Source organism: Providencia alcalifaciens (assembly GCF_915403165.1).
Taxonomy (GTDB): Bacteria; Pseudomonadota; Gammaproteobacteria; order Enterobacterales; family Enterobacteriaceae; genus Providencia; species Providencia alcalifaciens_C.
The window spans coordinates 498626-513917 of the sequence record NZ_OU659204.1 but is presented as its reverse complement, the minus strand read 5'-3'; the positions used below and the strand labels follow the sequence as shown (position 1 = coordinate 513917).

The 15292-nt window shown below is 41.0% G+C and carries 8 protein-coding genes; 7 read left to right on the top strand and 1 reads right to left on the bottom strand.

Features of this window, described 5'->3' with window-relative positions; translation table 11 throughout:
• Positions 1-434 precede the first annotated feature (434 nt).
• From LDO73_RS02225 to LDO73_RS02205, 5 genes are all read left to right on the top strand, one after another.
• Positions 435-1241 carry a protein bax gene (locus tag LDO73_RS02225; RefSeq protein ID WP_224060004.1) on the top strand — a complete coding sequence of 269 codons (807 nt, stop codon included), beginning with the start codon at positions 435-437 and terminating at the stop codon, positions 1239-1241.
• 380 nt (positions 1242-1621) lie between these two features.
• Entirely contained in the window at positions 1622-3040 is a 1419-nt protein-coding gene (locus LDO73_RS02220) for an MBOAT family O-acyltransferase (protein ID WP_224060003.1), read from the top strand.
• On the top strand, positions 3027-4211 hold the full coding sequence (locus LDO73_RS02215; RefSeq protein ID WP_224060002.1) for a DUF459 domain-containing protein: 1185 nt from the start codon (positions 3027-3029) through the stop codon (positions 4209-4211). The genes LDO73_RS02220 and LDO73_RS02215 overlap by 14 nt, the downstream gene beginning before the upstream one ends.
• On the top strand, positions 4162-5388 hold the full coding sequence (locus LDO73_RS02210) for an SGNH/GDSL hydrolase family protein (RefSeq protein ID WP_224060001.1): 1227 nt from the start codon (positions 4162-4164) through the stop codon (positions 5386-5388). Before LDO73_RS02215 ends, LDO73_RS02210 begins: the two co-directional genes overlap by 50 nt.
• A gap of 205 nt (positions 5389-5593) precedes the next feature.
• Positions 5594-6436, top strand: a complete 843-nt coding sequence (locus LDO73_RS02205) for a helix-turn-helix domain-containing protein (protein WP_224060000.1) — start codon at positions 5594-5596, stop codon at positions 6434-6436.
• Between the two features lie 62 nt (positions 6437-6498).
• Here the strand turns inward: LDO73_RS02205 and LDO73_RS02200 are convergent, their stop codons facing one another.
• Positions 6499-13746, bottom strand: a complete 7248-nt coding sequence (locus tag LDO73_RS02200) for an Ig-like domain-containing protein (protein ID WP_224059999.1) — start codon at positions 13744-13746, stop codon at positions 6499-6501.
• 216 nt (positions 13747-13962) lie between these two features.
• Between LDO73_RS02200 and LDO73_RS02195 the strand changes: the two genes are divergently transcribed.
• Positions 13963-14418 carry a hypothetical protein gene (locus tag LDO73_RS02195; RefSeq protein WP_224059998.1) on the top strand — a complete coding sequence of 152 codons (456 nt, stop codon included), beginning with the start codon at positions 13963-13965 and terminating at the stop codon, positions 14416-14418.
• Complete coding sequence (locus LDO73_RS02190) at positions 14376-15290, top strand: hypothetical protein (RefSeq protein WP_224059997.1); 915 nt, start codon at positions 14376-14378, stop codon at positions 15288-15290. The genes LDO73_RS02195 and LDO73_RS02190 overlap by 43 nt, the downstream gene beginning before the upstream one ends.
• The last annotated feature ends 2 nt before the right edge of the window (positions 15291-15292 follow it).

Below are 15292 nucleotides of genomic sequence, written 5' to 3'. Positions count from 1 at the left end.
AAAGGTCAAAAAACGGCCTTTTTTTTGGCCTTTTCACACATTGAAAGTCGATTTTGATTCTGTATTTTTAACAACCAATACCACTCAAAAAATGCGAAACACCTCGTTTTGTTTAAAAATCAGACCACTGATTGGTCATTTATCAAACATAATAACCCTACAATACACCTGTTAATTGTTTGAAAATCAATCCAATTTAGCTTAAATCAGATTGTTGCAGCATGGAATCAAAAACAAAAATTGATAAATAAAGCATTAAAAATATAAATAACGGAATTATATATAATCTAAAATCATTGAGTTAAAAGAAATCAACACTTAATGACATACCAATACAGAAATTTACCTAATGTGAGTCGGATAAAGGTAGCTCATGAAAAATTATTCTGCTACCATTCGCTCGATTTTTGTTCAGAGAAACATAGGAGAAGCAAATGCCCTCTCGAACGATGAGGACAAACGCCGTCTTCGCTTTCTTATTTTTACTTTTGTTTTCGGGCCTCAGTTTTGGCTCCACCAGTACCAGTACGATGCTTAAAAAAGACTTCACGCTGAAGTCGGCACAAAACTCAAATCAAGCAGAAACACCACTGCCTGATATGCGTAAATACCCGTCTGGTACTCCACGTAAGAAAGCGTTTTTGAAAACGATTGTCCCGGTGATTGAAAAAGTCAATCAACAGATTATGGAAGAGCGTAACTGGCTGCTTTCCGTGCGCGCAAACACCAAATGGAGCGCCCAAGAGCTACGTCGCCTAACCCAGATCTGCGATAGTTATGGCATCAGTTGCAGCAACCCAAAACGTATTAATTGGGATAAGCTGTTAAGTCGTGTAGACATCATGCCAACACATTTAGTTGCGACACAAGCGGCTACAGAGTCTGGTTGGGGTACTTCTCAGCTTGCTCTACAAAACGGAAATTTATTTGGTATGCGCTGTGGTAGCGGTTGCCAAGTTAGCAAAGGAAAGATCAAAGGCTACTCAGCTTACGCTTCTGTTGAAGCAACAGTGACTGCCTATATGAAGAACATGAATACCCATAACGCGTATGAATCCTTACGTCACTCGCGTGCTAAACAGCGTCAATCACAAGATGAGTTAGACTCCGTCAAGCTGATTAACGATATGAAAGGGTACTCAGAGTTAGGTTCATCATATAACCGCTATTTGAAAGAGATGTACGCGAGCAACGAAGAATTGATTACACAAGCTCAACAAAGAGCAGCGACTCGCAGCTAATTTTAGTATCTACACACCAGGTACACAGTATAAAAATCCACTTTTTCGAAAGTGGATTTTTTTTTGCACTTTGTCCCACCCACTCGAAATATGACAACCCACCCCGCCCCAGCTATACTTCTTGAACTTTGAACTTTGAATCTTACATAACTTATTTTCCCTATCCCCGATTTACTCTAAATAATTCGGGTTTTAGGTAGGCGGCAAGAGAAGATATCCCTAGGAGCATACATAAGTATGTGACTAGGGTAGTTGAGCGCAGCCAACACCCCTAAAATTCGAAGTATGACGAGTAAATTGAAATATGACGAAATTCCGATTGCATGCCGGAAAAGAATAAATATCATGGTCACCCATAACAAATAACACCTGAGTCTAATATGAATTTCTTCTCATTTGAGTTTCTTGGCTCTTTTTTAGTTTTTTTTCTTATTTATTGGGGCTGCCAACCCAGCTCTAAATTGCAGAATGGGTTGCTCATCACAGCAAGTTATTTCTTTGTCTACTCATTTAGCCCTGACTTTGCCTATATTCTGTTTGGCTACACGTTATTTATCTATTTGCTCACCAACTGGGCAACGGTTTGGTTATCTAACCGATGGGTATATTCGTTATTAGCTGTCGGGATCATTGGCTGCTTTACCGCATTTAAATATTATTCTTTCTTCCAAGAAACTATTCAGCAAACCCTCGACAAGTTTGGATTTAGCGTTGGACTGCCTGTGCTGGAGCTGCTGGCACCATTGGGGCTCTCTTTCTACGCCTTCCATTCCGTCAGCTATACCGTTTCGGTGTGTCGCAAAGAAATTGAAAAAGCCGACTTTTTTGACGTTGTATTATATTTGGCTTTTTTCCCAAGTATCGTGGCAGGTCCAATTAACCGTGCGAAAAACTTTTTACCGCAAATCCAAGCTGAAAGCCGCGTTATTCTCGACTCTCGCCGCGCCATTTTGTTAATTAGCTTAGCACTGGTAAAACTGTTTCTATTCAGCTCTTACCTTGCTGAAAACTACGTTAATCCGGTATTTGATGCTCCCGCAGGCTTTAGTGCAGGGGAAATATTAATTGCCACCTACGCTTACGCATGGAATATCTATTTTAACTTCTCCGGTTATACCAACTTAGTCACGGGGATTGCATTGCTATTAGGCTTTAGAGTACCTCTTAACTTTAATGCCCCATATTTAGCGACTAACTTGCAAGATTTCTGGAAACGCTGGCATATCAGTTTATCGACCTTCATCATGGACTATATCTATATTCCATTGGGGGGCAGTCGCAAAGGATTTGTGCGCAAAAATATCAACGTATTAACCGCCATGTTAATTTCAGGTCTGTGGCATGGTGCCGCAATGACGTTTGTTATTTGGGGGGCGATCCATGGCTTAGGGACGGTGATTTTTAATATTAAAACTGAGCTAATGAAAAAACTGGGAAGAACCCACTTAATTCCCAATGCCCACGTTTCAAAATTACTTGCACGAATTCTGACTTTCCATTTTGTCTGCTTTGCATGGATCTTTTTCCGTAGCCCATCGTTTGATGATGCGCTGGTGATGCTCAATCAATTTATTGAACCTGGATTTATCGCCTCAATTAGCGCGAATCTCGGCTTGCTGATTGCATTCTGGTTACTGTTCTTTGCCTACCCTTATTTTGTTCAAGGCTATCAGTATGTTGCCAAAAAATATCAAGATATCGCTTGGTACTATTACCCAATCCCATTAGCCATTGTGTTGACGATTATGTTTATGCTATCACCTTCGGGAATGCCAGGATTTATCTATGCTAACTTCTGAGTTTAAAAATAACCTGAAAAAAACTGGGCAAGTTGTGCTGATTGTCATCATCACGGGCTTGCTACTGATTTGGTTAAACCAAAGCTCCTTAGAGCGATTCTGGCAGCAAAAGTATCACCAAGATACCCCATGGGCGAAAATCGGCGGAAACCCTGTCTGGGATTACGGGAGTGCGTTACATGATGGTGTCCAAGAAGCGGGGGCAACTTTTGCCTATCACGCATCGGGACAAAAGGCCGCTGAAGATAAACTTGCGGCCCAAATGGCCGCTAACCACAAAACGTTAGTTTTCCCACAAGATTTCCGTGTGGGACTACACTTTGTTAATGGTTATATTCATCCAGCAGAGAGCTTATCGGTTACGTTCCCTGAGTTATTAAAACGCCCTCAAGCTCGCGCTAAAATTCCGGGTCGAACCTTTGCGGGCGTGACTATTGCACAACCTGAAGGGCCTGTTGTTCAAAAACAAATAGCCAATATTGCCGCAGGGGATCAAGTCTTGTTTGCAGGGGACTCCATGATGCAGGGCGTCGCTCCCCATGTTAAAAACATGCTGTTGAAAAAGTATAATATTGAGAGTATTAACTTAAGTAAGCAGAGTACGGGTCTTGCGTACCCTAAATTCTTTAACTGGCCAGATACCATTGCCAAAGCATTGAACGATAACCCGAACATTAAAGTCTTAGTGGTATTTTTAGGGCCTAATGATCCATGGGATATGCCACCACAGTCAGGCTATAAGTATGTGAAATTCAAGAGTGAAGAGTGGGAACAAACCTATCGCTCGCGTATCAGTGAAATTCTCTCCACCGCACGCCAACATCATGTCGATGTGATTTGGGTGGGTCCACCGAATATGCGTAAAAACACCCTTTCCGATGGTATGAAATTCCTTCGTGGTCTTTACCAGACTGAAGTCGCGAAATATGGCGAAATGTACATTTCTGCCAATGACGTCTTTAAATATAAAAATGACGACTATTCCGACTATATTGGGGATGGTAGCAATGCTATAAAATTGCGCAGTGGTGATGGGATCCATTTCAGTGGTAAAGGGCAACAAATGATTGCCGAAAGCGTATTTTCACTGATCCATTTCGAAGAGGAAGACAAGGAACCTCATGAAACTGAACAACCAGAATCAGGTCAAGAGCAAGCTACTCACAGCTAGTGTCATTACACTGCTGTCATTAGGCTTAGTCTCTTGTCAAACCCCTGATACTAAACGCGGCAAAACGTCGCAAACTCAGTGGCAAGCACCTACAGAGCAAGGGCAGTTAGTCAATAATGGCGAACCAAACCTAAGCCAATTGGCATCTAAGCTGCGCCAAGGTGGTCAACAAATCCATATCGTCCAGATAGGGGATTCACACACGGCCGCCGATTTTTTCACGGGTGAATTAAGAGCATTGTTCCAACAACGCTATGGCGATGCAGGCCCTGGTTTTGTACCGCCAATTTCGGTACCGGGTCAACGCACCGCCACCATTAATCGCGTCAGTGATAAGTCGGATTGGTCACTTTCCAGTAGCCGCAAAGATGAGCGTTTTGACTACCCGTTAGGTGGTTTGATAGCTGAGCCACAAGGTAGCAAGAGCAATGTGTTATTAAAACCGTTGCAGCCTGTTCAAAATAGTTATCGCTTACAAGCACTGTACCAAAGCTCAAATGGTGCCCAGATGCAGGTTTCGCCATCCTCGTCTTCGACGGTTGCCTTACCTGCCACGGGAAATAGCTGGCAATTCTCTGCGCCAGTGAGCACGCAATTGCCATCAACCGTGTCAGTTGGTGCGGCAAGTAATCTCAAAGTGGGTGGCTGGTTAGTCCGTTCGAATAAACCCGGTGTGATGTTATCTGCCATCGGTTTGAACGGTGCGACTATCAACATGCTAGATAAGTGGCAACCACAGTGGAGCGCCACGCTGGCTCAAATGTCGCCGGATATGGTGATTTTAGCCTTCGGCACCAACGAAGCGTTTAATGACACCCTGAATTTGGCAGCTTACGAGCAAAACCTACGGGATAAAATTCGTCAAATTCGCCAGCAATCGCCAAATGCGGTGATTATGTTAGTGGGCCCAAGTGACTCAATTAAATTCAGTAATGCGGCGGGTTGTAGTGCACAAATGCCAGTGAATTTGATGGATGTTATTCGCATTCAGAAAAACATTGCCGCTCAGGAACATACGCTGTTTTGGGATTGGCAAGCTAACATGGGCGGGCCTTGTTCTATCCGCGCATGGGCATCACAAGGTTTAGCCCGTCCTGATAATGTGCATTTCTCTGCGGATGGTTATAAGAAAAGCGCACAGGCACTGTATAGCCAGTTTAATCAGGCTATAAACTAACATCTTCATGTTACGTCACATTGAGTAAGAGGCAGGAAAATTCCTGCCTCTCTTTTATTAATTCTGACTCTTATAGAAAAATAAAAAATCCCGACTAACCATTAAATATCCATACCTATTGGCAAATTAAAATTACGACCTATCACTAAAGCACATTTCAAAATAGAAACTTATCTTTTTTGTTAACTTTATAATTAGGATCGTTATGTCACTAAACTTTTGTGAAAAAACCTTTCATTCATATATAGAAGATCTTTCCAGTGAAACGGAAAGCGCATTTTATTTATCCGAAACGTTGTTATTAACCGTAAGTTTAGGTGAAGTCATGATCCGTTTGAAAACGGGTGAATGGCGTACACTAACTTCCAAAGATGTTTGTTTTCTACCAAAAGATCAAATCATAGAAATGAAAAAAAATGCCCCTAGTGATACTGTCATTTTGAGCATTATTCCTTTACCTGCCAATATCTTAAATGTATTTAATCAACAGTATTTACCTGTTTGTATTCAGAAAGAAAAAATAGGCAAAAAAAATCAGCTTTGTGTTGCAAATTTTGAGATGGTGCCAATCATTAAAGATATTTTCCATTACGCATATCAAGATATTAATGAACTACAGCAATGTTCTTATAGTGAAAATGACATCATTAAAAAGAATAAAATTAGTATTTATCTCAATTTTATTTTGGCTTTTTTCTTAAATGTGAACGAATTCATTCCTGCACTGCATTTATCAATCAATGTTTCTATCAAAGAGAAAGTATATAACTTGGTGTTTAATAACGTTGGAAAGCAAAATTCTAATTTAGGCTCTATTGCTAAACAGTTATACATGAGTCCAGCAACGTTAAAGCGCCGTTTGACTAGTGAAGGAACGAGCTTTTCTCAAGTGAGTTTAATGTCACGAATGAATAAAGCAATGATGTTATCTAAAACCAATAACATACCAATGACCCGCATCGCGCAGGAAGTGGGCTACGATGATATTCCATTCTTTATGTCTACCTTCAAAAAATACTACCGTACCCAGATCTCATCTTTTTTATAATAGCGGCGATTTTATAAACGCCACCTTATATTGAGTTTTTAGGTGGCGTCTAGTTCTATCTATTAAAAGTGATAGTCATTATCTAAATCGAAATGACTAGCGTCGGGTGTATGTATAATAAGCGTTGTCGATATACTCCCATCAACCGGAACAACAGGATTAGACACCGACATCACGCCTTCTATTTTATGGGTATTTCCTGCAATATCTTTAGATTCTACTGTGTATTGAAAGTCACCTTCATCTGCGAAATTTTCAAGTTTGAGCTCCCAGCTACCGTTCTTATCCACTTGAGTATGACCATAAGGTTTATTTTCTATAAAGACAGTAATTGTTGATTCCGGCTCAGCTTTACCACCAAACGTCACGGTGGTATTCAATGATCCCATATCGACTCTCAATTCTGCATTAAGATGTGCTTCAATATATGTAGGGGCTTGGGTATCAATGGTGATACTGCCCGCTTCTTGTGCCTGATTACCCGCGGCATCCATCACCTCGATGGTATAAGCATGTTGCCCGTCCGACAGTTTATCTGACGTTGGTATGCTGATACGCCACTCCCCTGAAGCATCCGCAACATCGTTATAATCTTTACCATTGATGTTTAAGGTCACTTTTGCTTTCGATTCTGTTTTCCCGCTAAACGTCGGGGTAGCGATATTCGTAATATTATCGTTGGGGATCCCCGAATCACTGCCTGTGCTCAACTCCCCTGCGGCACTTGGCGCAAGAGTGTCCACCGTTATGCTATTGCTGAATTGCTGAGTGTTCCCCGCGATGTCCGTCGCTTCAACTGTATACAGATAAGAGCCATCCGGTAATGCATCCCCTGCTGGCAAGGCCAGCGCCCATTTTCCTGCATTATCGACCTGTGCCGGATACGTGACGTTATTGATGGTCAAGGTGACCACTGAACCCACCTTCACCGTTCCGCTGAATGTTGGCGTCGCTACATTGGTCAGGGTATCGGATAGCTCGCCGCTATTGCTCGCGTCATCCAATTGGCCATCCAAATGTGGCTGCTGCGTATCGATGGTGATATTGCCCGCTTGTTGGGTCTGATTACCCGCGGCATCCATCACATCAATGGTATAAGCATGTTGCCCGTCTGCCAGTTTATCTGACGTTGGTATGCTGACGCTCCAGTGCCCCGCTTCATCTGCTATGGCTGAATACGCCTTGCCATTGATGCTCAAGAACACTGTGGATTTAGCTTCCGCCCCTCCACTAAAGGTTGGCGTGTTGATATTGGTAAGGTGGTCACCGACAATCCCAGTGTCTGAGGCGGCATCTAACGCCCCGTGTAATGCTGGCGCGGAGGTGTCGACGGTGATACTGCCCGCTTGTTGGGTCTGATTACCCGCAGCATCCATCACATCAATGGTATAAGCATGTTGCCCGTCCGACAGTTTATCTGACGCTGGTATGCTGACGCTCCAGTGCCCCGCTTCATCTGCTATGGCTGAATACGCCTTGCCATTGATGCTCAAGAACACTGTGGACTTAGCTTCCGCCCCTCCACTAAAGGTTGGCGTGTTGATATTGGTAAGGTGGTCACCGACAATCCCAGTGTCTGAGGCGGCATCTAACGCCCCGTGTAATGCTGGCGCGGAGGTGTCGACGGTGATACTGCCCGCTTGTTGGGTCTGATTTCCAGCAGCATCCATCACATCAATGGTATAAGCATGTTGCCCGTCCGACAGTTTATCTGACGTTGGTATGCTGACTCTCCAGTGCCCCGCTTCATCTGCTATGGCTGAATACGCCTTGCCATTGATGCTCAAGAACACTGTAGACTTAGCTTCCGCCCCTCCACTAAAGGTTGGCGTGTTGATATTGGTAAGGTGGTCACCGACAATCCCAGTGTCTGAGGCGGCATCTAACGCCCCGTGTAATGCTGGCGCGGAGGTGTCGACGGTGATACTGCCCGCTTGTTGGGTCTGATTACCCGCAGCATCCATCACATCAATGGTATAAGCATGTTGCCCGTCTGCCAGTTTATCTGACGCTGGTATACTGACGCTCCAGTGCCCCGCTTCATCTGCTATGGCTGAATACGCCTTGCCATTGATGCTCAAGAACACTGTAGACTTAGCTTCCGCCCCTCCACTAAAGGTTGGCGTGTTGATATTGGTGAGGTTATCTCCCGCAATTCCAGTGTCTGAAGCAGCATCCAACTCGCCTTTTAGTATCGGCGCTGTGGTGTCTACCGTGATAAAACCTATCAGCTCAATACCACTTGGATTCCCCGCTGTATCTTCAACCATTGCCCGATAAACATATTGTCCATCACTGAGCGCATTTGACGAAGGTAATGTAAATGTCCAGCGCCCCTGGTCATCTGCAACTATCTTTTTCTGAATACTGGCTACGTGTGTACTCGCATCGATTGTTAATAAAATTTGCGCCAAAGGTTCGCTACGACCGCTAAAGGTTGGCGTATTTATTTTGGTTAACAGATTATTTTGAATGGTAGAATTGGGGGTATCCGTAACTCCAGCAGTCAGGGTATCTGGGGCTATTGTATCGATGATTAATTGCCCAGTTATATTGCCGCGAATATCTTGGTTCTTATCATCCACTGAGATGACATAATCATGTTTTCCTTCCGCTAATGCCTTAGAAACTTCAATTTGCCAAACACCTTGATTATCTGCTTTTATTTCATACGCGTCTGCCATTTTATTATCAAAGGTCACACGCACGGTTGCATTAGCTTCCGTTACACCACTCAGTTTTGGCGTTGACACTTTCGTTATCTCATCATCGAGAACACCGGAATCTGAACTAAAATCTAAGCCGCCTGCTAATTTAGGTGTCGTTTTAACAATGAGATTATTTTCAATGTGTTGAGTGCTTTCTAGACCAATTACACTTTTTGCTTCGATACGATACGAGTAATTCCCATCATTAAGGGCGTCAGAATCAGATAATTTAAATAACCATTTTCCATTTTTATCTGCGGTGACTGCATATGACTTGCTGTTAATCGCTAAAGTCACTTTTGCATAAGCCTCTGTAGTACCACTAAAACTTGGTGTTTTAATATTTACTTGCTGCTTATCCACAATCAATACATTGTCTAAACCACCGGTAAGCTCTGGCGGGGTATTGGAGTAAACAAGATTAACGTCTAGATGGCTTTCACGATCTAACATATCTTTAGCGCTAATCATTAATTTTATACTATCATCTTGTTTAATCCCGACAGGAATATCATCTATCGGTAGCAAAACTTCCCATTTTCCGTTGTTATTTGCTTTCTCTTTTCCAAGTAATTTACCTTGAGCATCCTTAATTTCTACCCAGCTTGCAGGGGTTGTAGTCCCCATCAGCTTGAGCATGCTTTCATTAAATTCTATTTTGCTATCTTTAGTCGAGACGAGAAGCTGCTCATGGAATCCAGCAGCTATCTGAGGTGGATTTTTACCCTGATCCCCTCCCAGAACATTCATCGTAATTTCATGCTCAGTCTTATTTCCAGCAATGTCTATTGCCGTTATTTGGGCTAGATATTCACCATTGGGTAAATAAATTTTGCCACCAAACTGGCTTATATCAGAACGATTACTATCGAAATCTGTATTAAAAGTATATGTCTGACCATTCACCGAAACGATCGTTGAATCAATCATCCCTTTATATACACTATAAAATCTTAGGTCGTTAGTTTTCGAGATATTGGTTTTCGGATGGACGTCATCCCAATGAATCCAATTATTTTCATACTCAGGAGGTGTGGTATCTATATTTAGCGTAATTTTACCCGAAATCATACGATCAAGGTCGTGAACAAACGTAATATCGTAAATCCCTTCACCTTTACTCGGCACTTCAAATTGCCACTCACCTTTACTATTAACTTTAATTGGATAAATCTCACCGTTAATTTTCGCTGAAACATTTGCACCTATAGCAGCTTTTCCTTTGTAAACTGGTTTTTTATGGCTAGTGATGTTGTCACCCAACCTATTTGTATCCGTTTCAGGCGTAAGCGAGAATTTAAAATCGGAAACCACAATATAGGATGAAAACTTATACTCTGAACCATAAACATCATTTAGTGTGAGAGTGTAATTATTTTCACCTAATGGCAATTGAACATCTTGAGGTAATTCCACGCTCCAATTTTTGCGACTATTTGCAAAAGATAAAGGATAGCGATTCCCTGATATATCAATGTAACCTTGTAGCTCATCTCTATCCGAGCTACCATCAATAGTTCCTTGTAATTTCGGCGAACGCGAAGCGCTAAGATATTGATCATTTATTCCTGTCGAGCTCGACTCAGCAGCAACTTCGCCCTTCACGGTTAAGACACTTTCTTTAATCTGTACTCCGGGCTTATAAAAATCCTTTATTGATTCATTTCCCGCAGGCGAAACTGCTTTCACAAAAATTTCATTCATTGAATATCGGTGGTCTTTTACCAACAAACCCTTTGGTGGGCTAAAAGACCAGTTTCCATTTTGGTCAATATCTGTGATGGGATAACTGAATTTTTTAGAGCCCGCATAATCAGTTAATGTAAATGAAAAAACTAAATTTGCCCCCACAGAGGCTTTTCCCTCAAAATCTGGAGTCAGATCATTAGTCGACTGATCACCATGGAATTTACCTTTCTTCCACGGTGAGACTAATTTTATTTCTGACAATTCAGGTTTTAAATTATCAACAACCAACGACCCTTTCTTTTCAAATTTATTATCTGCCGTATCCGTTGTCGAAATGACGTACTCACCCGTGAAATTTTCAGGTAATTGTTTTGTTAATTTTAATGACCACTTACCGTCTTTGTCGGTCGTTGTCGATACCGCTTCATTATTGAGTGTTAATTTAATTTCAATATTGGGGTCACTTTGCCCCGTAAATACAGGCGTTCTGTGATTAGTAATAAAATTACCTTTAATACCTGAGTCAGTGTCTTCCGTTAATGCAACTGTCGATACTGCCGCAGTGGTATCAATGAAAAGATTACCTTGTACACTCGAAGACATTCCATTATCAGGGCGAGTTGCTGTCACGGTATACGAGTTAGTCCCTTCCTGTAACGTATCTGTCGTTAATGACCATTTCCCCGTAGATGCATCTGCTTTTGCGGTATAAGTGTTACCTGCAATAACCAAAGAAATATCTGAATTTTCTGTCGCAACACCAATAAATTTAGGCTTTTTAACATTAGTGATACCATCGTTAATCTTCCCGCTATCACTATCCGCATCTAACATAACCGATAGTTTTGGCGCAGTGAGATCCTCTTTCCCCTCTGACTGAAGTATAAACGTAAATACTTGGTTAAGGGTTTTCGTGTTCCCCGCCGCATCTTCGGCAGTGATCACGTATTGGTTGTCTTTTCCTACCGAAGCATTAGTATCGAATGCCAATGACCATTTCCCTTGCGCATCCGCATTGACTTTCTTTACCGTGCCTTTAAACGTAGCAGTGATAATACTCTGTGGATCAGCGGTACCACTGATTTGTGGACGCAGTAAGTGGGTGGTTTTACCGTCTGTTTTTAATGGACTTTGGCTTGCACTATCTAGCCCGGCATCCAGATGCATGCTGGTATCGACGGTAAATTGCCCTGACGAAGTCCCGATGTTACCCACATGGTCAACCACGTTTACGTGGTAGTCAAACGCCCCATCGCTAGAAACCGCTGGCAATGGAACTTGCCATTCACCCATCGGATTGGCCGTGGCTGGATAGGTTTTTCCATCGAAGGTCACGTTGATTTTCGCATCCGGCTTCGTCACACCCACCAATGTCACTGCTTTTTTCTGAGTAAGGCTATCACCTTCAATACCAGAGTCACTTTCCAATGCTAACTGCGCATGACTTGACGGTATTACCGTATCAATCAACACGGACTGCGTCACCGTCGATATATTCCCCGCAATATCCGTCACACTGAGACCAATAACATGCATACCATCGGCAAGCTTGTCGACCATTGGCAGCGACCAATTGCCGTCTTTATCGGCTTTAACCGCATAATCTTGGTTGTCAATTTTCACACGGACATCAACATCGCTCTCTGTTTTACCTGAGAATGTTGGCGTGGCATGATTAGTTTTAAAATCTGCTTTCCCTTCTAACAGTAAAGTCAGATTCGGCGACCTCGTTTTTACTGTCACGCTGCCCGTTTCTGTTTTCGTGTTCCCCGCCGCATCCACTGCCGTCACCTGATAGGCTGAAGTACCTTCCGGTAACGCATCTTTAACGCCAATGCGCCATATTCCTTGCTGATCCACAACCGTTGATAGTGTCTGCTGCCCTAATGTCAATGTGACTTGGCTTCCTGCTTCAGCAAGTCCCGTTAACGTCGGTAATGGGTTATTGGTGATACCATCCCCAGCTACGCCACTGTCGGAATTTAAATCTATCCCTGAATTAAGATTATCTAACTGAGTATCAATGATGAGTTCACCAGACACCGTGGTTGTGTCTGTTGCATCACGAGAAGCAACTAACTCATATTGGTGTTTACCCTCTTTCAATGGCGTTTTAATGTCTAAAGACCAATTACCTTTAAGATCGGGTGTGATGGGGTATTTTTGCCCATCTAAAAGTAAGTAGCCAACCGCATCAAGCGAGATAACCCCAGTAAATATCGGTGTACTAACCTGTGTAATATTATCCCCTACTTTTGAGGAGTCACTTTTTGCACTCAACCCACCTTGAATAAATAGCTGGCTTTTAGTTATCGCAATAACCGGTAATTCATTTAGTTTTTCTTTTGGCTGTTCTGCTGAGGCACTCGATGACGATGAAGATACTGAAGTGACAGGAGGAACCACGAGTGCAGGAAGTGGGGGCATTTCATTGTTTTTTTCTTCAGCACCTTTCTCCGATTTAACTTGGTTCATTTGCTGCTTAACTTGATTAAGCTTAGTCACTGATGAATTTAGTTGTTCATCTTTCTGCTCATTTATCTCTGTTAATTCTCGAAGCGCTTCTGATAAAGCTTGATTTTCTTTTTCTAATTCAATCAGGTTATGGTCAAGTTGCTTTTCATCATCAATATCAATCTTCTGATTATCTGCAACATCAATAATGTCGCTAGTGAATTGCTCTTTAATATAAACGGCATCTGCGCCAACACTCATATGTATAGAGGATAGAATTTCATCTTGAGATAAAGGAACACCTTTTTCCGTTGATAAAATTAAATTACCAAGAATGATTTCAGATAAACCATTCTCAATTCTTTCAACTTTACCATCTGGCATGGTTATAATTAAATCTAATCCTTGAACTTTAAAGGATTTAATGATGATATTATTTACTTCGTTTGAATTAGTCATTTGTTTTCTTGGCTTCGTTATTTGAAAGATTAATACAATATTAACCTTTATTAATAAGGGATGTTTTCCTCATTATATATAACCATTTAAAAATTAGACCCACCAAATTATCGAATGAGCTCAATATCACTATTTTTGAGCTCATAATCCGATACTGATAATAAAATACTGAATATAATAAACCCTAGGAAAAAACCTCTAGGGGATTATATTTAAATGACAGAAGAAGAAAATAGTTCTGATGAAGAACTTGCACCCATGGTTGATGGGCTAAGTGGAACCTTATGTATTATCATCTTAGTTTCCATGATTTTTATATTTAGCGGTCTAAAAACCGCATCTACGTATATTAATTTTGGACAGCTTAGGTTTGAAAATGTAAAGGTTGATTTGACTAAAAGAGTTATCTATTTCAAAGGTGGAATTCAGCTATCTGAGAGAGATACAAAACTATTAGAAAATGAATTAAATAGCAATTCGACTAGAAACATTATTTTTCACGGTTATATCAACAATAAGATAACTAATGCAAAAGAAAAGAATACTTATAATCTTCTCTATATGTTATCACTCACCAAAAAGCTAAATATTGATAAAAAAGTTACCTTAAAAGAAGGAACTTCCGAACCATGTTTAGATTGGAATTCATGTATTTATTGGGACTACAAATAATATGTATTATATCGGACTTTTTTTTCTACGTAATCACGTTTATTGCCTCATTTTTTGTTTCTTCAATTAAAGAAATGCTGCAACAATGTTTGTTATTAGCCCCAGAAATTAGCTATGCCATGATAGGTATTTATATCTATCCATTAGTTATTTTCTTATGCCAAAAAATATTTAAACACAATACATATCGACACTATGTATTTCTTTCAAATCAAACCAAACTTTCTGCATCAGTAACAGTTTCATTGGGATTAATTGGTACTTTTATCGGTTTAACCGGCATGATTGGAGCAATTTCTTCATCATTATCCGGCGATGGTGATGTAGCAGCTAAAATGGAAGCGATGATTTCATCGATCTCAATGGCGCTAGACTCCATGTCTTTCGCATTCTTAACATCCATTTTAGGGGTTTCTATCTCCGTATTATTATTGGTGAGTTTAAACTTTTTTCACTTCTCTTATCAAAAAGAGAAAAAGGAAACTCATAAAAATAAACAAGATAATTATACTAAAGAATTCAATAGCCTCCATCTGACATTGAATTCATTACAAGATATCAATATCGAGATAGCTAAAAAGTTAGTTTCTATTCCCGAAAATGGTGTAATCGCCAAAGAACTTTCTGAAAGCTTATCTATGCTGGTAAATACCTCACAACAAAATGCTGAGATACTAAATTCTATAAAAAATGAAAATAATCATTGGAATATAAAATTTTCTGAGCTTTTCTTAGAAGATCAAAAGATACGTTCAGATGACAATAAAAAAATAGCAGAAGGTCTTTTAGAGGTTGCTCAAACAACGCAATGGCTAAAAATTCAATCCATAGAAAACCGAAAAAAATTATTAGCCTATTTATCAATGGAGTAACC